At 72.8% G+C, this 25,470-nt stretch carries 20 protein-coding genes; 6 read left to right on the forward strand and 14 right to left on the reverse strand.

The genetic code is table 11. From position 1 onward, the window contains the following. Positions 1-4 precede the first annotated feature (4 nt). From FB455_RS06610 to FB455_RS06630, 5 genes are all read right to left on the reverse strand, one after another. Positions 5-1,249, reverse strand: coding sequence for a glycosyltransferase family 4 protein (locus FB455_RS06610; protein ID WP_030270448.1), 1,245 nt, complete (start codon positions 1,247-1,249; stop codon positions 5-7). A gap of 10 nt (positions 1,250-1,259) precedes the next feature. Next, positions 1,260-2,507: an O-antigen polysaccharide polymerase Wzy gene (gene wzy, locus FB455_RS06615; protein WP_030270446.1), complete on the reverse strand. Its 1,248-nt coding sequence runs from the start codon at positions 2,505-2,507 to the stop codon at positions 1,260-1,262. Between the two features lie 226 nt (positions 2,508-2,733). After that, a complete protein-coding gene (locus tag FB455_RS06620) occupies positions 2,734-3,900 on the reverse strand; it encodes a DegT/DnrJ/EryC1/StrS family aminotransferase (protein ID WP_052166142.1) in 1,167 nt (388 codons plus the stop codon). Between the two features lie 198 nt (positions 3,901-4,098). After that, positions 4,099-5,187 (reverse strand): GNAT family N-acetyltransferase, encoded by a 1,089-nt coding sequence (locus tag FB455_RS06625; protein WP_052166141.1) that lies wholly within the window; start codon positions 5,185-5,187, stop codon positions 4,099-4,101. A gap of 111 nt (positions 5,188-5,298) precedes the next feature. Then, the gene (locus FB455_RS06630; protein ID WP_013285302.1) at positions 5,299-5,733 is read right to left on the reverse strand and encodes a hypothetical protein; all 435 of its coding nucleotides are present in this window, start codon (positions 5,731-5,733) and stop codon (positions 5,299-5,301) included. A 156-nt stretch (positions 5,734-5,889) separates the two neighbouring features. Between FB455_RS06630 and FB455_RS06635 the strand changes: the two genes are divergently transcribed. Beyond that, the gene (locus tag FB455_RS06635) at positions 5,890-6,903 is read left to right on the forward strand and encodes a DUF389 domain-containing protein (RefSeq protein WP_013285303.1); all 1,014 of its coding nucleotides are present in this window, start codon (positions 5,890-5,892) and stop codon (positions 6,901-6,903) included. Between the two features lie 39 nt (positions 6,904-6,942). Here the strand turns inward: FB455_RS06635 and FB455_RS06640 are convergent, their stop codons facing one another. Further along, a complete protein-coding gene (locus FB455_RS06640) occupies positions 6,943-9,390 on the reverse strand; it encodes a Tex family protein (protein WP_030270440.1) in 2,448 nt (815 codons plus the stop codon). Between the two features lie 46 nt (positions 9,391-9,436). On the opposite strand from FB455_RS06640, the gene FB455_RS06645 reads away from it, so the two are divergent. Beyond that, on the forward strand, positions 9,437-10,825 hold the full coding sequence (locus FB455_RS06645; protein WP_332258966.1) for a nucleotide sugar dehydrogenase: 1,389 nt from the start codon (positions 9,437-9,439) through the stop codon (positions 10,823-10,825). Positions 10,826-10,870: 45 nt separating this feature from the next. Then, on the forward strand, positions 10,871-12,382 hold the full coding sequence (locus FB455_RS06650; protein WP_030270437.1) for a deoxyguanosinetriphosphate triphosphohydrolase family protein: 1,512 nt from the start codon (positions 10,871-10,873) through the stop codon (positions 12,380-12,382). 49 nt (positions 12,383-12,431) lie between these two features. On the opposite strand, the gene FB455_RS06655 is transcribed toward FB455_RS06650, so the two are convergent. From FB455_RS06655 to FB455_RS06675, 5 genes are all read right to left on the reverse strand, one after another. After that, positions 12,432-13,577: an MBL fold metallo-hydrolase gene (locus FB455_RS06655; protein WP_030270435.1), complete on the reverse strand. Its 1,146-nt coding sequence runs from the start codon at positions 13,575-13,577 to the stop codon at positions 12,432-12,434. 113 nt (positions 13,578-13,690) lie between these two features. Then, entirely contained in the window at positions 13,691-14,635 is a 945-nt protein-coding gene (locus FB455_RS06660) for an SDR family NAD(P)-dependent oxidoreductase (RefSeq protein WP_030270433.1), read from the reverse strand. Then, positions 14,632-15,816 carry a zinc-dependent alcohol dehydrogenase gene (locus FB455_RS06665; RefSeq protein WP_013285309.1) on the reverse strand — a complete coding sequence of 395 codons (1,185 nt, stop codon included), beginning with the start codon at positions 15,814-15,816 and terminating at the stop codon, positions 14,632-14,634. The genes FB455_RS06660 and FB455_RS06665 overlap by 4 nt, the downstream gene beginning before the upstream one ends. A gap of 74 nt (positions 15,817-15,890) precedes the next feature. Beyond that, positions 15,891-16,463 (reverse strand): hypothetical protein, encoded by a 573-nt coding sequence (locus FB455_RS06670; RefSeq protein WP_030270431.1) that lies wholly within the window; start codon positions 16,461-16,463, stop codon positions 15,891-15,893. A gap of 65 nt (positions 16,464-16,528) precedes the next feature. Then, a complete protein-coding gene (locus FB455_RS06675) occupies positions 16,529-17,752 on the reverse strand; it encodes an oxygenase MpaB family protein (RefSeq protein WP_013285311.1) in 1,224 nt (407 codons plus the stop codon). Positions 17,753-17,889: 137 nt separating this feature from the next. Between FB455_RS06675 and FB455_RS06680 the strand changes: the two genes are divergently transcribed. Both FB455_RS06680 and FB455_RS06685 read left to right on the forward strand, forming a co-directional pair. Continuing rightward, the gene (locus tag FB455_RS06680; protein WP_013285312.1) at positions 17,890-18,657 is read left to right on the forward strand and encodes an SDR family NAD(P)-dependent oxidoreductase; all 768 of its coding nucleotides are present in this window, start codon (positions 17,890-17,892) and stop codon (positions 18,655-18,657) included. 204 nt (positions 18,658-18,861) lie between these two features. Continuing rightward, on the forward strand, positions 18,862-20,724 hold the full coding sequence (locus tag FB455_RS06685) for an AMP-dependent synthetase/ligase (RefSeq protein WP_030270429.1): 1,863 nt from the start codon (positions 18,862-18,864) through the stop codon (positions 20,722-20,724). Here FB455_RS06685 and FB455_RS06690 read toward each other — a convergent pair. Further along, positions 20,632-21,603, reverse strand: coding sequence for an oxygenase MpaB family protein (locus FB455_RS06690; RefSeq protein WP_036310577.1), 972 nt, complete (start codon positions 21,601-21,603; stop codon positions 20,632-20,634). The genes FB455_RS06685 and FB455_RS06690 overlap by 93 nt on opposite strands. 152 nt (positions 21,604-21,755) lie before the next feature. Here FB455_RS06690 and FB455_RS06695 point away from each other — a divergent pair, with 152 nt between their 5' ends. After that, positions 21,756-22,973, forward strand: coding sequence for an oxygenase MpaB family protein (locus FB455_RS06695; protein ID WP_030270420.1), 1,218 nt, complete (start codon positions 21,756-21,758; stop codon positions 22,971-22,973). 12 nt (positions 22,974-22,985) lie between these two features. Here FB455_RS06695 and FB455_RS06700 read toward each other — a convergent pair whose 3' ends face one another. After that, positions 22,986-24,179, reverse strand: a complete 1,194-nt coding sequence (locus tag FB455_RS06700; RefSeq protein WP_232236646.1) for a TetR/AcrR family transcriptional regulator — start codon at positions 24,177-24,179, stop codon at positions 22,986-22,988. A 63-nt stretch (positions 24,180-24,242) separates the two neighbouring features. Then, entirely contained in the window at positions 24,243-25,451 is a 1,209-nt protein-coding gene (locus FB455_RS06705) for a TetR/AcrR family transcriptional regulator (RefSeq protein ID WP_030270417.1), read from the reverse strand. Positions 25,452-25,470: the final 19 nt, after the last annotated feature.

Below are 25,470 nucleotides of genomic sequence, written 5' to 3' on the forward strand. Positions count from 1 at the left end.
GTCCTCATACCGGTCGGTTCTCCTGCTCGACGGACTCCACGGCGGGGGCGGCGGACTGCGGCAGCGGACGGCGGTTCGCCATCAGGTCCCGGGCCGCCCGGTAGAACTCGCTGCGCCGCGGCGTCAGCCGGTCCGCGGCGAACTCGTGGGCGACCGCGAGGTTGCGACGCGAGGCGGCAGCCATGGCGTCGGGGTCCGCGAGGGTACGGCGGATGGCGTTGGCCAGGCTGTCGGGGTCGTCCGGCGCAACCAGCATCTCCGGTGGCAGCAGTTCGGGTATGCCACCGACACGCGAGCCGATGGCCGGCAGCCCGCGGGCCATCGCCTCGATCAGGGCCCGGGGCAGGCCCTCGGTCCGGGATGGCATGACGAACAGGTCGGCGGCGTCGAGGTGCCGGCGCAGCGCCTCGACATCGGTGATCAGGCCGGCGAACGTGATTCGGTCGCGGACCCCGAGGCGGGTGGCCAGATCCTCCAGCACCGGCTGGCAGCGCCCGGGGCCGATGTGCACGTGCCGTACCGGCGGGGCCGAGGACCGCAGCAACGAGATCGCCTCGATGAGCGTGTCGATGCCCTTGTAGAGCTGTTCCAGGGAACCGACCGACACGAGGGTCACCGGCCCGGCCGGCAGCCGGGGCGGGCGGGGCTCCCGCACGAACGCCGCCGGCGGCAGGTTCACCGAGCTGAGACCGATGGAGAGCGCCCCCGGGCGGGTGGGATACCGCTCCTGGAGCGAGCGCTTCGTCTCGTACGACACCGCGACGGCGGAACGGCACTGACGCCGGAGGTTGCGGGTGCTCCACACACGCAGGAAGGGCCGCAGCGGGTGCTCGATCACCCCGGGGGCGAAGACCGCGTACGGGTCGCCGATGACCTCCATGGCGTAGGCGAGACCGCGACTGGTGATGTGCCGGTGCATCAGCGTGGCGATCGACGACGGCGCCCGGAGCAGCACCGCCTCCGCGTCCGCGGCGATCCGGCGGACGGCCCGGTCGATGCGGGGCAGGCGTCGCAGGTACTCCTGCGGTCCGAGGTAGTGGGGGATGGGTGCCACGGTCACCCCGTCGCCGTCGACCCGGACCGCGTTCGGCGGGATCTCCGGTACGTCCCGCGCCCGGGCCACCACCCGTACCTCGTCGAAGGCCGCCAGGTATCGCGCCCAGAGCGCGTAGCCGGTGCCGAAGTCCACCCAGAATCGGTTGTCCGGAGTGCGGAGGTACCGGCACTCCTCGGTGATGGTGAGCCTCACGCGAGATGTCCTATCGGTTTACGGGAACCAGGTTGCCGTGCGGGACGCGCGCCTCGGGGCGCGCGGTCGGCTGGACGGAGCGGCCCTTCAACGAGCCGAGCCAGATGACGGTGTAGAAGGCGACGCCGTGCAGGAGAGTGGCGAGCAGGCTGGCGCTCTCCCCGCGGAACCCGTACATCCAGCTGATCGTGTAGAGGATGCTCGCGTAGGCGTAGACGTGGCCCTGCGCGGCGCGGAAGAAGAGCAGCCGGTGCCCGAGGGTCAGCGCGGCGAAGACGACGGGTACGCCGAGGTACCCGAAGTTGGCGTACGCCTCCGCGGTCAGCGAGAAGCCGAAACCCGACGACGAGCCCGGCAGCCAGGCGTCGACCAGCCAGGACATGAGCATCGGCCGTTCCGGGACCAGCGCCGACGGCATCGCGGTGAGGAAACCGTTGAGGTAGCTCTCGCCGGGCCACAGTCGCAGGCTGTCGGCCGCGTTCGTCAGGACGAAGGTGTCCACGAAGAGGGTCGAGCCCTCGTTGAGAACCTTGCTGAGGTTCAGCGCGTCCCCGCTGCGAACGGCGCTGAGATAGGTGGCGGCCAGGACGAACGCGACGCCGGCGATGCCGAACTTCGGCGAGATCCGTCGCCGTTGCAGCAACAGGACGTGCAGCACGACGGCGAAGAGGACGAAGAGGAAGTCCCGTTCGCTGGTGGCCAGGCAGTAGAGCACGTAGAGGCCGAGGTTCACCCAGTAGGCGATCCGGGCCGGGCGCACCGCCCGGGCCAGGAAGTAGATCGAGCAGGCGCACATCTCGACGACCAGATAGCGGGTGTGCAGGGGACCAGCCAGTTCGATCCGTCCGAGCTTGTCGGCGGCCAGCATCGCCGGGCCACGGGTGACCAGGATGGCGAGGGTGTAGGCGGCCAGTCCGTAGAGCACCACCGGAAGGACCGGATTCTCGCGCGGTGTCCGGCCGAGTGCGGTCAGGTCCGGCAGCCGGTCCCGGACCGGCATGAGCAGGCCGACCAGCGTCACACCGCCGAGCGCCAGCGCCAGCACGAGGCAGGCGGCCGGGATCTTGTCGGTGACGATGCCGATGTAGATCTCGTTGCCGAGGGCGTAGTTGATCGCCGGTCCCAGGCCGAAGAAGGCGAGATAGGCGAAGACATAGGGCAGGAGATCGGTGCGACCGGACCGGAGGAACAGGGCCAGCAGCATCGCCAGACTGACCGCGAGGGTCAGCCATATCGCGGTGGTGGTGCTCAGCTCCACGGAGACTCCAAATCGGTGTACGGACACTCCGGACCGGGAGCGGCCGGGGGCGAGAGCGGATTCCGCTCCACATGCGTGCCGGCTGCATTCAAATGTCTAGCAGGAAAGGTCTCCCATAGGCGGCGATTGCGTCTATCGCATTGACTTGGACGGTGCCGTAACCCGTTCGCCCGTCACTCGTTCCTCGACGCATTCGAATCACTTTCGGATGCGATTCTCCGGCTGGTCAGCGTGCGGCGAGGAATTCGTCGAGCGCGCCGAATAGCCGGTCCGCGTCGGCCCCGAGCAGGGTCGACCCGCTGGGCAGGGAGACGCCGGTGGCGAAGAGACGATCCGCCGCGCCGCTCAGGACCGCCTCGTGCCCGCGATGAGCGGGTTGCTGATGCATGGGCTTGAACATGGGGCGCGTCTCGATGTCGTGCCGGGCCAGGTGCGCGGCCAGCTCGTCGGCCCGCCACCCGGCCCGGGCGGAGTCGACGACGAGGGTGGTGAGCCAGCAGTTCGACCCGGGGTCGCCGTCGCCGAGGATCCGGGTGCCGGGAACCGCGGCGAAGAACTTGGCGTACCGTTCCCGTATCGCCCGGCGACGCTCGATCATGCCGTTCAGCCGCCGTAGCTGTGCCCGCCCGAGCGCGGCGAGCAGATTGCTCAGCCGGTAGTTGTAGCCGACCTGCCGGTGTTCGTAGTGCGCGACCGGTTCCCTGGCCTGGGTCGCCAGGTGGCGTGCCCGGTCGATCAGGTCGCCGTCGTCGGAGACGAGCATCCCGCCGCTCGAGGTCGTCATGACCTTGTTGCCGTTGAACGAGAAGACACCCAGCCGGCCGAACGTGCCGGCGTTGCGGCCGCGCCAGGACGCGCCGAGCGCCTGTGCGGAGTCCTCGACCAGCGGGACGTCGAAGTCCGCGCAGACGGGCAGGATGCGGTCGTAGTCCGCGCAGCCGCCGTTCAGGTCGACCGTCATCACGGCTGCCACGCGGCGGCCCTGCTCCCGCAGCCGGCGCAGCAGCGGCGGCAGCAGCTCGGGGTCGAGGTGCCCGGTTGCGGCGTCACAGTCCACGAAGACCGGCTCGGCCCCGGTGTACCGCACCACGTTGGCGGTCGCCACGAACGTCATGGTGGGCACCACCACGACGGAGCCGGGCCCGGCTCCGATCACCGTCAGCGCCAGGTGCAGGGCGGCGGTCCCGGAGCTCACGCCGACGGCGTGGCCGCTGCCCACCCGGTCCGCCAGCTCGCGTTCGAACGCGGCCAGGTCGGGCCCGTCCGGCGCGACCCAGCCCGAACGGACCGCCGCCAGGATGGACGCCTCCTCGGCCGGACCGACGTCCGGCGGAGAGAGATAGATCCGTCTGCTGACACTCGTGCCGTCCTGCTGATGGGCGGGTCGAGCCATCAGTGAGTAGTCCTGTGCCACGGTGCTGGTCTCCGATGGAAGTGTGGGTGTCACCCGGCGACGCGCAGGGAAACGGGGACGCACGCGCGGACCTGATCGTCGCGCCGCTGCGACCTGGCCCGTCGAGTCGGGACCGACTGGTTCAACGCGCCGACCGTGGCGGCCGTTACGGTGTGCCGGCCGACTGCGGCCGACGCCTCACCGCCCGGCGGGCTCGGGCAGCGGGCACCGGTATTCGGGGAAGTAGTCCGAGGACGCGGACCAGGCCGGATCCCGCCGGGATCCCTCCCGCCGGTGCGCCGTTGACAGCCGCCGGTACGCCGGCTCGTCGAGCACCCGCGTGCCCAGGTGGAACGGGACCAGACCGTTCGGTGCGAAGGCGCGCTTGTACCGGAAGATGCCGTCGTCGGGGGCGTACCCGCCGCCCAGGACGAACCGGATCCGCCCCTGAGCGCGTCCCCATCGGCAGATCTCGAATTTGAGGAGATCGTTGGGCCGCAGGTCGAACGCCGCCTCGTCGGTGCCGCCGAGGTACGAGTAGAGGTTGAGCGCGGAGACCAGCACCAGTTCGGTCGAGACGACGCGTCCCTCGTACACGGCGTGGAAGAAGGCGAATTGGCCGGGCAGTTCGTCGACGATCCGCTCGAAGAACTCGCGGGGGAAGTAGTAGCCGCTCGCCGCGGCGCGCCGGTCCATCGTGCGCTCGTAGATGCCCAGGAAGTCGTCGAGCCGCCCCCCGTCGAGATCGACCACGACGATGACGCCGTTGCGGCGGGCTTTGTTGACGTTCTTGCGGACCTTGTGGTCGAACTCGCGCCACATCTCCTCTTCGCCGGTGCGCAGGTCGCGGACGACGTTCACCAGCTTCTGCCGGACCGGTCCCGGCGGGGGCAGCCGGTCCTCGTCGAAGAGCGTGAGCCGGGTGACCTCGGAGACCACCTGACGCGACCCGCACCAGGCGTCGAACGCCTCCCAGAACTCCTTCGCGTCGAGTTCGGTCGCGCCCTCGGCGAAGGCGCCTCCGTAGCCGTACGCGTTGACGACGTCCCGGTACCGTCGCCCGGGCTCGGCGAGGTGCGGCGCGTCGACCGGGCGGAGCAGGAACGGATACAGCACGAAACCGTGCTCGGTCCGGGCGTACGCGGCCAGCGGCTCGTCCTGCGGCCCGGCGAACAGCCGGAGGTAGGCCGGGTGGGCGAAGACCTCACGCCGGTCCCAGTCCCGGTGCAGAGCACGCCAGCGCTCGTCGTCCGCCGGCTTGCGGGCGTCCAGGATCTCCAGTCGCATCTGCGCTCCCCGTCGCCTGGCCACGGCCGCCCCGATGGCGGCCGGCCACGTGTCGTCCGTTCTGGGTAACGAGGATCGGCCGGGACGGTGTCGACAGGTGGCCGGGCCGGGTCAGGGCCAGTCGTCGCCCGCTTCGAGGCGCGCGCCGAGCAGCGCCGTCAGCGGAAGGGACTCCCCGTCGCGTCCGCCGCGGCCGATGACGAGTGAGGGCGTGGACGGCTCCGGCCGGGCGCCGAGCAGCCGGGCGCGCAGCCCGGCCGGCACGGTCAGCAGGTAGTAGCGGCCCTCGGTGTCCACCGCCCGGCTCCGGGCCCGGTCCACGTACCACCCGACCAGCGGGGTCCGGTAGCGGCCGCGTCCGCTGTAGGGCGTGGCCACGAGCCGCTCGGTGCGCAGGCCGCGCCCGGCGGCCTCGGCCGCGAACCGGGCGACCAGCTCCGCGGCCTCGGCCTGCTCCGCGGCGCGCTGCCGGGCGTCGGCCTCGGCGTGCGCCCGCACCGCGTGGCGTCGCCGCTCCCGCCACCGCTCGTCGTCGTCGGCACCCACGACCGCGAGGGTACGCCCACCGCCGCGCCCGCCCGACCCGGCCGCTCCCGGGCCGGGCGGAGAAGGGCGTGCCGGGCCGTCGCGCGACCACCTGCCGCCCTCGCGCTGATCGTCTAGAGTGCTGACGTCCGTCGCGTCCATCGAGGAGCCTGGTTCGTGCTGCACATCCGGGTGATCGCACCAGCGGACCGCTCGTCCGACATCGCCGACATGCTTGCCGCGGACCCCGGCGTGACCCACCTGGTGGTGTTGCCGGGCGCGGCGCGTCAGCCGGCCGGCGACTACATCACCTGCGACGTGGTCCGGGAGAGCGCCGACGGTGTCCTGCGCCGGCTGCGGGAGATGGGGGTCGAGGCGCGCGGGGCGATCGCCGCCGACGACGTGGAGCTGACCCTCTCGGCCGCCGCGGACCGGGCCGCCGAGGCCGCTCCGGGCCACGGTGACGACGCGCTTATCTGGGACGAGGTCGCCGCGAAGACGGGTGAGCAGACCGTGCTCACCGGCATCTTCCTGGCGCTGATCGTCGTCGCCACCATGATCGCCGGCATCGGCGTGCTGCTCGACCAGCCCATCCTCATCGTCGGTGCGATGGTCGTCGGCCCGGAGTTCGGCCCGCTCGCGGCGCTCTGCGTGGCGCTGCTGCGCGGCAAGGGGGGTGTCGTCGTCCGGTCGGTGCAGGCGCTCGTCGTCGGCTTCGTGGCGGCGATGCTCGCCACCGTGGTCAGCACCTGGGCGCTGGACGCGGCCGGTCTGGTGAGCCGGGAGATGCTGCTGGCCGAGCGGCCGTTGACGGACTTCATCTGGCGCCCGGACGCCCTGTCGTGGGTGGTCGGCCTGCTCGCCGGCATCGCCGGGATGCTGTCGCTGACCTCGAAGAAGTCCGGCTCCCTGGTCGGCGTCCTGATCTCGGTGACCACCGTGCCGGCGGCCGCGAACGTGGCGGTCGCCGCCGCGTACGGCGTCTGGCACGAGGCGGCCGGTTCCGCGCTCCAGCTGGTCGTCAACCTGGCCGCAATCGTGCTGGCGGGTCTGCTCACGCTGCTGGTCCAGCGCTCCTGGTGGCGGCGTGTGGCGCGGCGGTCCCGGCAGCCGGTGCCCCGGCAGCGGGCCGACCGTGACCCCGCGTCCGCCCGGACCGATCCGTCGTCGGGCGGGCACCGGTCGAGCTGACTCGTTCGTGACGTCAGCCCGACCGGCGGCCGCAGACCGTCAGGCCAGACCGGCGCGGCGCAGCGCCTCCGCCATCGCGTCGTTCACCGGCGCCGCCGCTCCGCCACCTCGTCCCTGCCGCGGCGACTGACCACCGCGCGAGCCGCCCCGTTCGCCCTGGCCGCCACGCCGGGCGCCGGCGTCGCCGCGCTGCCCGCCACGGTCGCCGCGCTGCCCGCCACCGTCGCCGCGCTGCCCGCCACCGCGCCGGCCGCCGCGCTCCTCGCCGCCCGGCCCCCCGGCCGCGGGACGGCCACCGGCCGGCGCCTCGTCGTCCAGCCGCAGCGTCAGCGAGATCCGCTTGCGCGGTACGTCCACGTCGAGCACCCGGACCTTGACCACGTCGCCGGACTTCACCACGTCGCGAGGGTCCTTGACGAAGGTGTGCGACATGGCCGAGACGTGCACCAGTCCGTCCTGGTGCACCCCCACGTCGACGAACGCGCCGAACGCGGCCACGTTCGTCACCACCCCCTCCAGCACCATGCCGGGCGTCAGGTCGCTGATCTTCTCCACGCCCTCGACGAACGTCGCGGTCCGGAACTCCGGCCGCGGGTCGCGGCCCGGCTTCTCCAGCTCGGCCAGGATGTCGGTGACGGTGGGCAGACCGAACGTGTCGTCGACGAAGTCGGTCGCGCGCAGGCCGCGCAGGATGGCCGACCTGCCGATCAGCGCGCGCAGGTCCTGCCCGGTGGAGGAGAGGATGCGGCGCACCACCGGGTACGACTCCGGGTGCACGCTGGAGGAGTCCAGCGGGTCGTCGCCGCCGGGGATGCGCAGGAAGCCGGCGCACTGCTCGAACGCCTTCGGCCCGAGCCGGGGCACCTTCTTCAGCTCCGCGCGGGTGCGGAACGGCCCGTTGGCGTCACGGTGCAGCACGATGTTCTCGGCCAGCCCGGCGCCGATGCCGGACACCCGGGTGAGCAGCGGCGCGGAGGCGGTGTTGACGTCCACGCCGACGGCGTTGACGCAGTCCTCGACCACCGCGTCGAGCGAGCGGGACAGCTTCACCTCGGACAGGTCGTGCTGGTACTGCCCGACGCCGATCGACCGCGGGTCGATCTTCACCAGCTCGGCCAGCGGGTCCTGGAGACGGCGGGCGATCGACACCGCGCCGCGCAGCGAGACGTCCAGACCGGGCAGCTCCTGCGAGGCGTACGCGGACGCGGAGTAGACCGACGCGCCGGCCTCGGAGACCACCACCTTGGTGAGCTTCAGCTCCGGGTGCTGCTTGATCAGGTCGCCGGCCAGCTTGTCGGTCTCCCGGCTGGCGGTGCCGTTGCCGATCGCGACCAGCTCGACGCCGTGCGCGGCGGCCAGCGTGGCGAGCGTGTGCAGCGACGCGTCCCACTGCCGGCGCGGCTCGTGCGGGTAGATGGTGTCGGTGGCGACCACCTTGCCGGTGGCGTCGACCACCGCCACCTTCACGCCGGTACGCAGGCCCGGGTCGAGGCCCATCGTCACCCGTGCCCCGGCCGGCGCGGCCAGCAGCAGATCACGCAGGTTGGTGGCGAAGACCCGCACGGCCTCCTCCTCCGCCGCCTGCCACAGCCGCATCCGCAGGTCCGCGCCCAGGTGGATCAGGATCCGGGTACGCCAGGCCCAGCGCACCGTGTCGGCCAGCCACCGGTCGGCGGGCCGCCCCTGGTCGCTGATGCCGAAGCGTCCGGCCACGGCGGCCTCGTAGCGGCTCGGCCCGGTGGCCGCGTCGGCGTCGCCCTCGGCCTCCGGGTCCATGGTCAGGTCCAGCACGCCCTCCTTCTCGCCCCGGAACACGGCGAGGATGCGGTGCGAGGGCAGCTTCGGGTACGGCTCGGCGAAGTCGAAGTAGTCGGCGAACTTCGCGCCGGCGGTCTCCTGGCCGTCGCGTACCCGGGAGACCAGCCGGCCCCGCGACCACATCTGCTCGCGTAGCGTGCCGATCAGGTCGGCGTCCTCGGCGAAGCGCTCGATCAGGATGGCCCGCGCCCCGTCCAGCGCGGCCGCGGCGTCCGCGACGCCCTTGTCCGGGTCGGCGAACCCGGCGGCGACCGTCTTCGGGTCCTGGGCCGGATCGGCCAGGAGCGTGTCCGCGAGCGGCTCCAGCCCGGCCTCGCGGGCGATCTGCGCGCGGGTGCGCCGCTTCGGCTTGTAGGGCAGGTAGATGTCCTCCAGGCGGGACTTGGAGTCGGCGGCGAGGATCTGCGCCTCCAGCGCCTCGTCGAGCTTGCCCTGGCTCCGGATCGACTCCAGCACGGCCGCGCGCCGCTCGTCCAGCTCACGCAGGTAGCGCAGCCGCTCCTCCAGCGTGCGCAGCTGCGCGTCGTCGAGCAGGCCGGTGGCCTCCTTGCGGTAGCGGGCGATGAACGGCACTGTGGCGCCGCCGTCGAGCAGCTCGACTGCCGCCCGTACCTGCCGTTCGGCGACGCCGAGTTCCTCGGCGATCCGCTGGTGCACAGACTGGGTCACGATCTGATCCGCCTTCTCGGGTGGGTTCCGTCGTGCATTCTGCCGGTTGCCGTCGTACGCGCCGCACCGGCCGGACGGCGGGTCCGGGCCGATATCCCGAAAACGGACTTCCGGCCCCAGAAACCCCTCTAGCCTCCAATCAGGTGATTTCCTACGGTTGTCTGGAGCCCGGGTGAGCGCTGAGAAAGTGGTCGTCATCGGTCAGGGGTACGTCGGTCTCCCGCTGGCCATGCGGGCCGTCGAGGCCGGCTTCGACGTGGTCGGGCTGGACGTCGACGCCGACCGGGTCAAGCGGCTCGCCTCCGGTGAATCCTTCGTGGAGGACATCCCCGCCGACCGGCTGGGGCGGGCGCTCGGCAGCGGCCGCTACCTGCCGAGCACCGAGTACGCAGACGCCGAGGGCTTCGACGTCTGCGTCATCACGGTGCCGACCCCGCTGCGCGACGGCACGCCGGACCTGAGCTACGTGGAGCAGGCCGGCCGGGGTATCGGCCCGCACGTGCGGCCGGGAAGCACCGTGGTGTTGGAGTCGACGACGTACCCAGGCACCACCGAGGAACTGCTGCGTCCGCTGCTCGAAACGGCCAGCGGGCTGCACGCGCCGGGCGACTTCCACCTCGGGTACAGCCCGGAACGCATCGACCCCGGCAACCCGACCTGGCGGTTGGAGAACACGCCCAAGGTGGTCTCCGGCGTTGACGCGCCCGCGCTGGAACGGGTGGACGGCTTCTACCGCCGCATCGTGGAGCGGACCGTTCCGGTGTCCTCCACCCGGGTCGCGGAGCTGACCAAGCTGATCGAGAACACCTTCCGTCAGGTGAACCTGGGCCTGATCAACGAGCTCACGGTGCTCTCCCACCACCTGGGCATCGACGTCTGGCAGGCGATCGACGCCGCGGAGACGAAGCCGTTCGGGTTCATGCCGTTCCGGCCCGGACCCGGTGTCGGCGGACACTGCCTGCCGATCGACCCCTGCTACCTGTCCTGGCAGGTCAAGCGGCGTCTCGGCCGTCAGTTCCGGTTCATCGAGCTGGCCAACGACGTCAACCACGAGATGCCCGAGCACGTGGCGCAGCGGGTGATGACCGGCCTGAACCGCACCGGCCGTGCCGTCAACGGCGCGCGCCTGCTGATGCTCGGCCTGGCGTACAAGAAGAACACCGGAGACATGCGGGACTCGCCGGCGGTGGACGTCGCCCGGCGGCTGTGCGACCTCGGCGCGGACGTCCGCGCCGTCGAGCCGTACGCCGAGGCGCACCAGATCCCGGGTGGGGTGCTCGTCGTGCCGCTGACCGAGCAGGAGGTCGACGCGGCCGATGCGGTGGTCGTCACGACCGACCACGACGTCTTCGACTACGAGATGGTCTCCCGCCGCGCCCGCTACGTGTTCGACGCCCGCAACCGGTGCTCCGGGCCGGTGGTCGAGCGCCTCTAGGCACACCCTGCCCGCCCCGCCGCCGGCTGCGCTAGCGTGGCGATCATGGAGGCACCTGCGGATCCGCGGGCCCGGCGGCTGTTCGGCGGCAGCGCCCGGGCGCTCGGCGACCTGGCCGCCGGCCCGTTCCGGGCCGACCGGGACCGGATCGTCGGGTCGCCGTTCTTCGCCCGGCTGGGCGGCGTGACCCAGGTGATCAGCCCTGGTGGTTCCGGGCTGCTGGTGCACAACCGGCTCACCCACAGCCTGAAGGTGGCCCAGGTGGCCCGGGCGATCGCGGAGCGGCTGACGGCCGACCCGGCGCACCGGGACCTGCTGGAGAAGCTCGGCGGCTGCGACCCGGAGGTGGTGGAGGCCGCCGCGCTCGCGCACGACCTCGGGCACCCGCCGTTCGGGCACCTGGGGGAGCGGGTGCTCGACCGGCTGGCCCGGCAGCGCCTCGGGCTGCCCGACGGCTTCGAGGGCAACGCCCAGTCGTACCGGATCGTCACCAGCACCGAGATCCGCGGCGCGGCGACCACCGGGCTGGACCTGACCGCCGCGGTCCGGGCGGCCATGCTGAAGTACCCGTGGACCCGGCTGGACCATCCTGATCCGCACCCGCGCCACCTGGACCCGGCGCCCCGGGGCGCGGCTGCGCCGCCGGAGGACCCGGAGAGCGGTTCGGTGAAGTTCGGCGCGTACCGCACCGAGCTGGACGACCTGCGGCAGGCACGGGAGCCGTTCGCCGGGCGGATCCCGGACTGGCAGCAGACGCCCGAGGCGTCGGTGATGGACACGGCCGACGACATCGCGTACGCGATCCACGACGTGGAGGACTTCTACCGCGTCGGGGTGCTCCAGCAGGGCGCCGTGGCGGCCGAGCTGATGGCCTGGCAGCGCGAGTGCGGGCACCTGCGGTCGATCACGGCGTCGGCGCTGGAGGGGGCGGGCCGGCGGCCGGGAGCCGCGATCGAGCGGCTGCGCCGACAACTGCACCGCAAGGACGGCTGGATCGCCGACGACGAGGCGTTCGCCGCCGCCGTCGAGCACGTCCGCGAGGAGCTGGTGGAAGGGCTGCTGGCGCTGCCGTTCGACGGCTCGATCGAGGCGGAGCAGTACGTGGCCCGGTTCTCCGCCCGCTGGTCGACCCGCTTCGTGGACGCCATCGCGGTGACGCCGGACCCGGGGGTCCGTTCCGGATACGTGCTGCTGGCGAAGGCGCAGTGGCACGAGGTGCAGGTGCTCAAGTTCGTGCACCACCGGTTCGTGCTGGCCCGCCCGGACCTGGCCCTGCACCAGCGTGGCCAGGCCCGGTTGCTGGGCACGCTGGTGGAGGCGCTGTGGGAGTGGCTGCTGGACCCGGACGAGGAGTCCCGGCTGCCGCGCCGCCTGCACGACCTGGTGGAGCTGGCCGAGGCGGAGCTGCACCCGCGTACCCCGGACCGGATCGGCCGGGCCCGGGGCCGGGCGATCATCGACTTCGTCGCGCAGCTCACCGACGGTCAGGCGGTGGCGATGCTCGACGCGTTGTCGGGACGCTCGGGCGCGCTGTGGACGGACGCCTTCGTGCTCTGAGCCGGCGCGGAGCACGAAGGCGACCGCGCCACCCAGGGACCGCGCCGCGTCAGGCGACCGACTGCCACCACCCGTCCACCGCCGGCGGCTCGTCCACCACGACCCGCTCGCCGGGACGCGGCACGGCCAGCCGTACGTCGCGCGCCTTCGCCTCGGCCCAGAGCCGGTCCACCGGCTCGGACCAGTCGTGCAGGGCCAGGTTGAACGTGCCCCAGTGCACCGGCACCAGCAGTCCGCCGCGCACGTCGAGGTGGGCGGCGACCGCCTCCTCCGGGAACATGTGGATGTGCGGCCACGCCCTGTCGTACGCGCCGATCTGCATGAGCGTCACGTCGAACGGGCCGTGGTCGGCGCCGATCGCGGCGTACCCGTCGAAGTAGCCCGAGTCGCCGGTGTAGAAGACCTTCCGGTGCGTACCGGTGATCGTCCAGGAACTCCAGAGCGTGCCGTCGCGGCGCAGTCCGCGCCCGGAGAAGTGCTGCGCGGCGGTCGCGGTGAGTGTCAGCCCGCCGGCCCGGTGGCTCTCCGACCAGTCCAGCTCGACGATGCGGTGCTCGGGTACGCCCCAGCGGGCCAGGTGCGCGCCGACGCCGAGCGGCACCACGAACGGCGCGGACTGGAGGTCGGCCAGCGTGCGGACGGTCTCCATGTCGAGGTGGTCGTAGTGGTCGTGCGAGATCAGCACCGCGTCGAGCGGGGGCAGGTCGGTCAGGCGGACCGGCGGCTCGTGGATGCGTCGCGGGCCGACCAGCCCGGACGGGGAGCACCTGTCGCTCCACACCGGGTCGAGCAGCACCCGGTGCCCCTCGATCTCGACGAGCGTGGAGGCGTGGCCGTACCAGACGACGTTCAGCTCGCGGGCCTGGTCGCCGGCCGGCGCGGCGCCGGGGTGCAGCAGCGGCACCGGGCTGCCCGGCCGCCGCTTCTGCTTGCCGAAGACCAGCTCCCGGAGCAGGTTGCGGCCCGGGTCGGCGACCATCGTGGCGCTGGCGCCGGCCGGGTTGTGGAACGTGCCGTCGCGGAAGCGCGGTGACCGGGCCGCCCGTTCCGCCCGGGCGCCGGTGAGCCGGCCGCCGAGCTGGGCCGGTACGTCCCGCGCCGCCCAGGCCATCCCGGCGACGGCGGCCAGCCCGGCGAGCTTCCACACCCGCCCGCCGCGCGTCCGGTCCGGTTCCCGCCCCGTTGGTTCCCGCATGCTCGTCCCTCCGCCGTGTCCCGTCGTACACGGTAACGACCCTCGTCCCGGTCCGCCCGCGCGACGGCCCGCCCACGGGGCGGCCCGCCCGCACGACAGCCACCCACAGGACGTCAGGGCAGCCGGCGGCGTACCGCGGACGCCACGGTCGACGCGCGTCCGCCCACGGCCCGGACCACCTGGGACACGTCGGGCAGCCATCCGCCCCGGACCGCCTCACCGGCCGGGTTGGGCGTGAACACGATGCCCTGGTGCGCGGCGACCGGCGTCCGGGTCAGTCCGGCCAGGCGCATCAGCGGCCCGACCAGCACGTCGTACACGCCGGGCAGGACTGTGAAGCCGAAGCGCATGACCACGTTGAGCCGGCCCACCGACACCTCCCGGCGGGGCCGGTCGAGGCAGTGGACGATGGCCCGCGCCACCCGTTCGGGCGAGGCGATCGGGGGCGGCGGCCGGCCGACGCGGCCCAGGTAGTTGGCCGCCTGCCGGTAGACGGGCGTGTCGACGCTGCCCGGGTTGACCAGGCAGATCGCGACGCCGGGTGTCTCCCGCGCCTCCTGCTGGAGCGTGCGGGCCAGCCCTTGCAGACCCCACTTGGCGGCCACGTAGCCGCTCATGTAGGGCGCGGTGATGTGCCCGAGCACCGAGCCGGTGAGCACGAGCGTGCCGCCGCCGGTGGTCCGGAAACGGCGCAGCGCCTCCCGGGCCACCGCCGCGGCGGCCAGCAGGTCGGTGCGGACCACCTGCTCGAACACCTCGGCCGGGGTCTCGTCGAAGCGGCCGTAGGACATCACCGCGGCGGTGTGCACCCAGGCGTCGACGCGGCCGAACTCGGCCCGCGCCGCGTCGGCGAGCGCGGCCACCGCGCCGGGCTCGGTCACGTCCATCGGTACGGCGATCGCCCGCGCGCCCGCCGCCCGGCACTCGTCGCGTACCTCGTCGAGCGTGGCGGGGGAGCGGGCCGCGAGGACCAGCCGGTCCCCGCGGCCCGCCAGCTCCCTGGCGGTCGCCCGGCCGATCCCGCTGGTCGCGCCGGTGACGACCACCGTCCGGGTCACGGCGCGAGCACGACCTTCACGCAGCCGTCCTCCTTCTTCTGGAACATCTCGTACGCGCGCGGCGCGTCGGTCAGCGGCAGCCGGTGGGTCCGCAGGTCCTCGACGCCCAGCGGGTCGTCGTCGCGCTCCAGCAGCGGGATGATCTCGTCGACCCAGCGCCGCACGTGGCACTGGCCCATGCGCAGCTGGATGCCCCTGTCGAACATCTCCATCAGCGGCATCGGGTCCTGCTCGCCGCCGTACACGCCGGAGATCGACACGGTGCCGCCACGCCGTACGGCCTTGAGCGCGGCGTGCAGCACCACGAGCCGGTCCACGCCGGCCTTGTCGGTCATCGCCTGGGCCAGCTTGTCCGGCAGCAGCCCGGCGGCGGTTTGGGCCATCTTGCCCAGCGGCGCGCCGTGCGCCTCCATGCCGACCGCGTCGATCACGGCGTCCGGGCCGCGTCCGTCGACCAGGTCGATGAGCGCGCCGGGTACGTCGTCGAGCTGGCTGACGTCGAGCACCTCGATGCCGTGGCGGCGGGCCATCTCCAGCCGCTCGGGGACCAGGTCCAGCCCGATCACCCGGCCGGCGCCGAGGTGGCGGCCGATCCGGGCGCTGAACTGCCCGACCGGGCCGAGCCCGAACACGGCGAGCGTGCCGCCGGGCGGGGTGTCCGCGTACTTCACCGCCTGCCAGGCGGTGGGCAGGATGTCGGAGAGGTAGAGCCAGCGCTCGTCCGGGCCGCTGTCCGGGATCGTGATCGGGCCGAACTGGGCCTGCGGCACGCGCAGGTACTCGGCCTGGCCGCCGGGGATCGAGCCGTACAGCGAGGTGTAGCCGAACAGGGACGCGCCCTTGCCCTGGCTGGTCACCTGCGTGGTCTCGCACTGCGCGTAGAGCTGCCGCTCGCACATCCAGCACGAGCCGCAGGAGATGTTGAACGGGACGACCACCCGGTCGCCCTTCTTGAGCCGGGTCACGCCGGGCCCGACCTCCTCGACGACGCCCATCGGCTCGTGCCCGAGGATGTCGCCGGGCTTCAGGTACGGCCCGAGCACCTCGTACAGGTGCAGGTCGGAGCCGCAGATGGCGGTCGAGGTGATCCGGACGATCGCGTCGGTCGGCTCCTCGATCCGGGGGTCCGGGACGTCCTCCACGCGGACGTCCCGCTTGCCGTGCCAGGTCAGTGCCTTCATGCCTGTCTGTCCCCTCTCCGGTGCCGTCCATCGGACTGCTACCCGGCAGAGGGCCGTTGAATCGGCGGCGCCGGTCACCGTGGCGTGAGGTCGACAGCCACGGCGATTGTGCTGGTGCTGGCGGCGGTGGCGGCCAGCGCGCCGATGTCGAGGCGGCGGCCGGCGCGGTCGGTGACGGCGCCGGCCGCGAGCTGCAGGCCGGCGACGGGCGTGCCGAGCGTCGCCGACGCGGCCTCCAGCAGCCGCCGCCGGGCCACCGCCACGGCGACCCGGAGCGGGGTACGGGTTCCGACGGCCGGATGGGGTGCGCCACGTGTCCGGCCGGCTGCCGGTCGTGGCGGTGGCACACGGACGCGCCGGCGCGGCACCGAGAGCCCGTCGGCGATCAGTTCGGCGGCCGAGGTGTCGCCGTCGTACCGGTCCGGCGGCAGCGTGAACGACACGGTCCCGTCCGGGGCGACCTCGACGGAGATCAGGGCCGCCCCGGGCAGGGCCGTGGCCGTCATGATCTCGCCGAGTCCGAGCAGCCCGGCCACGTCCGGCGACGGCGTCCGGGCAGCCGGGTACGCGGCGGTGAGTTCGGCAGCGGCCACCAGGACCGGCGCGGCCAGCACGTACCCCAGGAACGGAGGGAGGGACACGGTCATGGTGCTCACCCGGGCGCTCGTCGTCGCAGCCGGGGACGGGAGGTGCCCCGGCTGCGACGCGGTGGTCAGAACTCGCGGTTGCCGAGCGGGATCTCGATGTTGATGGACTGCCCCTCGGACAGGAACAGCAGGGCGAGCTTGCGCAGGAACTCGTCGAACAGCCAGTAGCACTCCGGTGCGAGCGGGAACGGCAGCAGCGCCTCCCGGACCGCGATGAACGGGCCCCAGCTCGTCCGCAGCAGCGTGTCCCAGAGCAGGTCGCGCGGGATCTCCAGCCAGTTGGCGATCTGGTTGCCGAGCATGAACCGGGTGAACGAGCCGAGGATGGGCTTGCTGAGCAGCCCGGCGTCGATCTCCTTGCCGAGGCCGAGCAGGATGTCGGCGAGCGCGTTGCCCTCGCGGGTGGGCGCGAGGATCGGGTCGAGGACCTCGCCGGCCTGGGAGTTCGCCTCGCTCCACGTGGCCGGGATGTACTCGTCCCTGATGCCGAGCATGTGCGCGGCCACCTGCCACAGGTGCAGGAAGGCCGTCGACTCGGCGGCGGGGATCGGCACCCGCCAGTCGGTCAGTTTCCGCATGACCGTGGTCGGCAGGCTGTGCCAGGTGACCATCATGTCCCGCTGGCTGATCGGGATGTCCTCGGGCGCGACGTCGGCCCACTCGGGCGACTGCGGCAGGAGGTGACGCACACCGGCGTGCGCGAGCCGGGTCTTGACGGCGGTCACGATCATCGAGCCGTCGGGCTGGTACGCGTTGGCGGTGCCGATGTCGTACCCGAGCTTGGCGGTCTTGGAGATGCGGTCCTTCATGTCCGCGCCGCCCTTGGAGTAGTAGACGGCGCGCGCCTCCTTGGGGATGACTGTGCTCATCATGCCGCTGGCCAGGCCGTAGAGCACGCCGAGGTAGAGCCCGCGCTTCTCGTTGAAGCGCACGGCGGTGGCCAGCTTGCCCTGGTCCACCCAGGACGGCAGCACGCGTGCGCGTTCGATGAACGCGCGGACGTCCGCCGGGAGGCCGGAGGGCAGCGGCTGGCCGTTCTTCGTCCACGTCCGCAGCAGTTGGTTGACCAGTGGCGCCTCGCCCCGGTCCAGGAGGGAGGCGACGAGCGGGTCGGCCTCCTCGTCCCACACCCAGCGGGGGTCCACGCCCGCGCCGGCGCCGGCCACTGATCCCTTCGGAGACCAGGTCCACGCCGACCGGGCCTGTGCCGGAGCGGCGACGCTGAGCGCGCCGAGCGCGCCCAGTGCCCCACCGGCCTTCAACATCTTGCGCCTGCTTACCGGTTCCACGTTCACTCCTCGGGGTCGAGGCCGCTGATACGGTGAAACGAATGTTGCGCCCGTGTATCACATGAGAGCACGTGGTAACGGTGTCCACAAGGCTCATGACGACAACTGTCGATGGTTTGCGATGAGGGGAGTCCACGGTGGCGCTGGTCGAGGGGATGCTGTCGGGCAAGGTGGCGTGGGTGACGGGCGCCAGTCAGGGCGTCGGCGCGGCGGTCGCCGAGGGGCTGGCCCGGGCCGGCGCGTCGGTGATCCTCCAGTCCCGGCGGCCGGACGCGCTGGACGAGGTGCGCGACCGGATCACGGCCGGCGGCGGCACGGCGGAGGTGGTCGCCGGTGACGTCGCCGACGAGTCGGCCGCGAACGCCGTGGTGGCCCTGGCGCGGCGGCGGTGGGGGCGGCTCGACGTCCTGGTCAACAACGCCGGCATCAGCCCGGCGCTGCACCGCAGCGAGCGGCTCAGCCTCGGTGACTGGCAGCAGGTGATCGACACCAACCTGTCCGGGGTGTTCGTCTGCGCCCGCGCGGCCGGCGCGCTCATGGTCGAGCAGGGCGCGGGCAGCATCGTCAACATGTCCTCCGTGCACGGTCAGGTCGGCTTCCCGCGCCTGGCCGCGTACAGCGCCAGCAAGGGCGGCGTCGAGCAGCTCACCCGCACGCTGGCGCTGGAGTGGGCGGCGGTCGGCGTACGCGTCAACGCGGTGGCGCCCGGCTACCTGGAGACCCCGATGACCGAAGGGTTGCGCGGCCACGAGCAGTGGTCGAAGCGGCTGCGCGACCGTATCCCGATGGGCCGGTTCGGCCGTCCCGAGGAGGTGGTCGGCGCGGTGCTGTTCCTGGCCTCGGACGCCGCGAGCTACGTCACCGGCAGCGTGTTGCACGTGGACGGTGGCTGGACCGCGCAGTGACCGGCGGGCCGTTTGGTTAGTCGGCGTTCGTCGCCAGGTTGCCGTCACGACGCGATATCGCGCCAGATCACGGCCACTCCTTCCCAGGAAGTTAACCCTCGTTTACAGTGCTGCCATCGGCTGCGGAACCCGCGCGGGCACCACGGCGAGGGGTGCGGCCAGCCCTGCCACCACCAGGCCCGGTTGCGTGTGAAGGAGTAGCCCATGGACCCCGCCCACGTCCTCGCCGAGGACTGCGCCAAGAAAGCCGCCGACCTGACCGTCCCGGCGCTGCTGCACCGCAACGCCACCGAGTACGCCGACCGGCCCGCGCTGACCACGCTCGGCCGGGACGACACCCGCACCTGGGCCGCGCTGCGCGACGAGGTCGCCGAGCTGTCCGCCGGTCTGGCCGAGATCGGCCTGGAGGCCGGGCGGCACATGCTGATCATGATGTCCAGCCGCACCGAGCACTGGCTCGTCGACCTCGCGGCGGTCCACCTGGGCGCGGTGCCGTCCACGATCTACCCGACGCTCAGCGCCGAGCAGATGCGCTACCTGGCCCGGCACAGCGCCGCCCAGGTGCTCGTGCTGGAAGGGCCGGCCGAGCTGGAGCGCTGGCGGCCGATCCTGGCCGACCTGCCCGACCTGCTGCGGGTGGTGCTGGTGGACGAGCCCGCCGAACCGGCCGGCGACGCGGTGCCGCTGTCGCGCGTGCGTACCCTCGGCCGGGCCGCACGCGAGGCGGACCCGGACGCCTTCGAGCGGCGCTGGCGCACGATCCGGCCCGAGCAGCCGGTGACGCTGCTCTACACGTCCGGCACGACTGGTAACCCGAAGGGCGTCGTGCTCAGCCACCACAACGTGATCCACCAGGCGGTGGCGCTGGACGCGATGGTTTCCGTCCCCGACCACGCGCCGACGGTGGCCTACCTGCCGCTCGCGCACATCGCCGAACGGTTCCTCGGCATCTACAACCCGATCTACCGCGCCGGGCACGTGACCATCTGCCCCGACGCCACGCAGCTCGTCGCGGCGCTGCGCACCGTCGGCCCCGCCTCGTTCTTCGGGGTGCCACGGGTCTGGGAGAAGATGGCCGCCGGCGTCCAGGCCCACCTGGCCACCGCCGAGCCCGCGGTCCGCGCCGCCGTCGCCGCCGCGAGCGCTGTCACACTGGAGGCGTACGAGCTGCGCGCGGCCGGAGAGCCGGTGCCGGACGAGCTGGCCGCCCGGGTGGCGCAGGCCCGGGACACCGTGCTGCGGCCGTTGCAGGCCACCCTCGGCCTGCAGAACATGGCCTGGCCCGGCAGCGGCGCCGCCCCGATCCCGGTGGACGTGCTGCGGTTCCTCGCCGGGCTCGGCGTCGACGTGCTGGAGGTGTGGGGTCTGACCGAGACCACCGGCACCGCCACCCTCAACACCCCCGACCGCTTCCGCACCGGGACGGTCGGCCGCCCGAACGTGGGCATGGAGGTACGCCTCGCCGACGACGGCGAGGTCCTCGTCCGGGGTCCGCTGGTGTGCTCCGGCTACCTGCGCGAGGACGGCGGCGTCGAGCCGGTCGTCGACGCGGACGGCTGGCTGGCCACCGGCGACGTCGGGACGCTCGACGACGACGGCTTCCTCACCATCACCGACCGCAAGAAGGAACTCATCATCACGTCCAGCGGGAAGAACATCTCGCCGGCGCAGATCGAGAACCTGCTGCGGGCGCACCCGCTCATCGGTCAGGCGGTCGCGATCGGCGACCGGCGGCCGTACGTCACGGCGCTGATCGTGCTGGACGAGGAGGTGGCGCCGCAGTGGGCGCGCACGCACGGCGTCAGCGACCCGCAGCTGCCCACGCTGGCCTCGGACCCGGTGCTGCTGGCCGAGATCCAGGCCGCCGTGGACGCGGCGAACGCGCGCCTCGCCCGGCCGGAGCAGGTCAAGACGTTCCAGGTGCTGCCGTCGGCGTGGACGCCGGAGTCGGGCGAGCTGACCCCGACGCTGAAGCTACGGCGCCGGGTCATCGTCGACAGGTACGGCGACCGGATCGACGCCCTCTACCGGCCGGGCGACGCGGTGGCGGAGCCCGTCACGGAGTAGCGCCGGGTCGATGCCGGGCGGGGGTGGCGGCGCGCCGAGGTCGGCGGGCCGGTACCCCCGCGGGTAGCCGGGATAGGTGCGGTTGCGCGGCGCGCGGGTCAGCCGGCTCACGGTCCGCGCGGGCAGCAGCCGCACCACGGCGGCCCGGGCGCGCAGCGCGCCGCCGACCAGCGCGGTCAGCGGTCGCGGCGCGGCCGGCAGCCCGAAGGCGGCCCGCATCTCGGGCGGCAGCAGCGCGCGCACCGCTAGCCGCGCGGCCGGGCGCAGCGGCGCCGGGTACCAGGACGCGAACAGGTCCAGCGTGTACGCCGCGACCCGCTCGTTGCTCGGCGTACGGCGGAACGTGTCCCGCTCGTACGCGTCCTTGAACGCCCGGAACGCGTCGAAGTCCGCCGGGACGTCTCGGATGCCCATGCGCGCGCCGACCGCGCGGTAGTAGTGGAACGCGGCCAGCCGCTCGTGCTCGTGCAGCGGGCGCCAGCCGTACCGGTCCAGCCAGTCGATCGGCTCGTAGACGAACGTCGACAGCACGTACCGCATGTCGTCGTTCGAGATCGCGTACCGGCCGTGCGCCCGGTTGACCACCCGCAGCGCCTCCCGGCCGCGCGGCGAGTCGTACCCGTGCTCCAGCAGCTCGGCCATCAGCAGCGCGGTGTCGTCGTAGCGCTGCTGCGCCCGCAGCCGGAACTCGCCGGTCGCGTCGAGCAGCACGGAGATGCTCGGCACGCAGAACGTGCGCAGCAGCGCCAGCTCCAGTGCCCGCTGGTAGTCGAAGGGGAACTCGTAGCCGGCGGAGAGCCGGTAGATCTCGTGGTGGTCGCGGACCGGATCGAGCGTCTCGATCCGGCGCAACCAGCGGTACCGCCCCTCACGAGCCATCGCCACCACCCCCACCGTCCACCCTTGCCGATGCAGTCAAGCTCCTCTATGTTAATAGAAAATCACATCCCCGGATAACTCGAAACCTGCTTGTGCGCACCTCACGGGCCGGTGTTCAGGGCGATGTCCGGTCGAACCGGGAAGTGGTGCTAATGGAGAATCTCAGTAGACGAAGCGTCCTGACGCTCGGCGCCGCGCTGGGACTGGTAGCGGTGGCGGACGCCCCGAAGGCGTGGGCGTGGTCGTCGTCCGGCTCGATCGCCGGGACCGACACGGTCACCGACCCGTGGGACGTCTGGGACGACGACACCGACCCGCTCGTCGCCTCGATGCTGGACGCCGGTCAGATCCCGGCGGTGAACACCGCGTTCGCGTCCTGGATCCGCAACGGCGACGCGCTGCCCGTCGGCCTGCCCCCGGCGCTCACCACCTACCTGCGGCGGGTCAACACGCTGCCGTCCTGGGCCGACCAGGCCAAGCTGGACCGCGCCGCCCAGTTCAACAAGCGCATGAGCATGTACCTGTTCCTGCTCTACGGCCTGGGCAGCGGGATCATGAGCACGGTGATCCCGCGCGAGGCCCGCAACGTCTACTGGTCCGAGGGCGGCGCGGACATGAAGTCGCGCGCCGCGAAGACCTTCACCTACGGGTACGACCTGAGCGCCCCCGACGCGTTCAAGGCCACCGGCAGCTTCGTGGTCACCTCGCACAAGACGCGCCTCACCCACGCTGCCGTGCGGCACCTGCTGCCGCAGTCCGCGCCGTGGCGCGGCGTCACCGACCACCCGATCCCGATCAGCAACGGCGACATCCTCATCACCTTCCACAGCCTCGGCACGTACGTGCACCGCAAGCTGCTCGACTGGCGTCGCTGGGGACTGCGGATGTCGGCCGCGGAGGAGGAGGCCTACCTGCACATGTGGCAGGTCGCGCTGCACCTGCTCGGCGTGCGCGACGAGTTCATCCCGAACAGCTGGGCCGCCGCCGAGGAGCAGTCCCGGTACGCGCTGTCCCCGCTGCTCGCGCCGACACCCGAGGGCATCGATCTGGCCGACATCCTGCTGAACCTGACGTCCTCGGTGGACCTGGGCGTCACCCGGGGGTTCCAGCGGGAGTTCGCGCGCTACGTGCTCACCGACCGGATCGGCGACTGGCTGCGGCTGCCCCGCGACTACATCTCCCGGGGCGTGATCGAGGCCGGCTGGCCGACGTACGTGATGTTCCGCGAAGGGCTCTCGCCGCTCATGCCGGAGACGTTCGGCCTGTTCGACAGGTTCATCCGCGGGCTGGCGATGCTGTTCCTCAACAACGGCTCGTCCGCGTCGCACACCCCGATCACGATTCCGGTCATGAACCGGCCGGGCACCTGAGTCCGTGCCGGTTCAGAGCGTCAGGGCGCCGGTGACCAGCGCGGTGACCGCGTCCCGGTGGCCGGGCGAGTCCTGCCAGCGCAGGGCGCGCCCGGCCTCCACCGCCACGCCGAACCCGGCGTGCACGAGCAGCCGGGCCTGCCGCCGGTCCAGGTCCGGCCGGACCGCGCGCAACTGCTGCTCCCAGACCGCGATGTGCTCCCGCTGGGCGAGGATGAGGGGACGCCGTACGTCGTCCGGCAGGCCGGCCACCTCCGCCTCGGCGACGCTGTTGAGGGTGTTGTGCTCGAAGCAGTAGGCCACGTACGCCGCCGCCAGCGCGACCACCGCCTGCCGTGGGTCGGCCGCCCGCTGGAGGCTGCGGTCCACCGCCTGGGCGAGCAGTTCCGCCGCCTGGAGGCAGGCGGCCACGAGGATGTCCACCTTGCCGGGATAGTGGCGGTAGATCGCGGACGGTGCGAGCCCCACCGCCTGGGCGATCTGCGCGTTGGTGACTGTGGCGAACCCGTCCCGGGCGAACAGCGGTACGGCCGCGGCCAGGATCTCCGCACGCCGCGTCCGGGGCACCGGCTGGGCGGGCAGCTCGACCAGCCGCGCCGTCCCGGCAGCGGTGGCCGGATCGGTGGCCACCACCCGCATCGCGGACCGCAGCACCAGATCCTCGATCCGGCGCTGGGCGATCGAGGTGTGGTGCATGGTGACCGAACCGATCACACCGAGCGCGGCCACCGCCCGCAGGCGCTCGTCGGGCAGCGGGTACTCCCGCCGTACCATCTCGGTCACCCGGCCCACGACGTGGCCGAACTTCGCGCGGAGCAGGTGGCGGTCCGCGCGGCCGAGGTAGCGGGCCTCCCACCGGTAGAGGCCGCCGGAGGCGCGGTGCGCGACGGTGACCCGGGTGAGGGCCAGCAGCACGTCGGCCAGCGCCGCGTCCGGCGGCCACTCGTCGATGGCCCCGACCAGGTTGTCCACCATGACGTTGGCGCACTCGGCGAACAACGCGTACTTGTTCGGGAAGTGGCGGTACAGCGCGGGCGCGCTGATCCCGACCGCCGCGGCGATCTCCTCCATGGACGCGCCGTGGTAGCCGCGCTCGCTGAACACCTGCCCGGCCGACTCGACGATGACCTGTCTGCGGTTGCGGGGCCGGGTGGCCGCGGCCGGCCCGGTGGTCACCGGATCGTCCGGGCGGACGCGGACGGGCACGGGACCATGGGTGTCAGTCAACCACAGCGCCTCACGCCGCCCGCGCGCTCGCGGTGACGCCGGTCAGGCGTGCAGGACGGCGAGCGTGAGCCGGGCGGTCTGATCGTCGTAGCCGGCGGTGCGGTCGAAGCGGCCGAGCCGCCCGACGTCGGTGACGACGTTCAGCGCGGCGTGGACGAGCACGCGGGCGTCGGCGGCCGGCAGGTCCGGTCGTACCGCCCGGACCAGGCCCACCCACTCCTCGACGTGCAGCCGCTGCGCGCCGCGCAACTGGTGGCGGTCCCGGTCCGGCAGGTTGTTGTTCTCCGCCAGGTACACCGCGACCAGGTCGCTCTGGCCGAACGCGAAGTCGACGTAGGCGCGCACCACCCGGTGCAGCGCGTCGGCCGGGTCGCTCGCCTCGGCGATCGCCGCGGTGGTGGCCCCGGTGAGCCGGTCGGTGGCCCGGTAGTAGGCGGCCGCGAGCAGGTCGGCCTTGCCGGGGAAGTAGCGGTACACGCTGGACGCCTGCATGCCCGCGGCGCGGCCGATGTCCTCGACCGCGACTGCGTGGTAGCCGTGCCTGTGGAACAGGCGCATCGCCTCGATGAGCAGCAGTTCGCGCCGCGACGCCGGACGCACCGGCCCGGTGGCGGGCATGTCCTGCGGCGCGGTACGCCGCCGGAGCGGCACCGTCGGCGCGTCGGTCCGCAGCAGCGTCCAGGCGACCCGGGTGAGCAGGTGCTCGGTGTCGGCGCCGGTGGCCGCGGCCCGGTACGTGGTCACGCTGCCGAACGCGCTCAGCGCCGCATTCACCAGCAGGTCGGCCTGCGCGGTGGTCAGCTCGGGACGCAACTCGCGCAGCGGCGCGGCGACGCGGCCGACGAGCGTGGCCATCGAGACGGCGAACTCCTGCCGGTGCTCGGGCGTCAGGTAGCGGCCCTCCCACTGGTACAGCCCGGCCACCCGCCGCCTGCTCACCGCGACCTCGGCGAGCGCGCGCAGCAGTTCGTCGAGCAGCTCGTCGGCGTTACTCGCCGCCGGCTGTCCGGTCGCGGCGAGCAGGGCGCCGACGACCTCCCGGGTGGCGTGCACCAGGATCGCGTACTTGTTCGGGAAGTGCCGGTAGACGGCCGGCCCGCTGATGCCGACGGCGGCGGCGATCTCGTCCACCGAGACGCCGTGGTAGCCCCGCTCGCAGAACAACTCGGCCCCGGCGAGCGCGATCCGGGCCTTGCGGTCCTTGGGCCGTCTGACCGGTGCCGGGGCGGTGTCGCTGGCTGCTTGTCGCACAGCTACACGTTAGCGCCCC

Source organism: Micromonospora sp. CNZ296 (genome assembly GCF_007827635.1).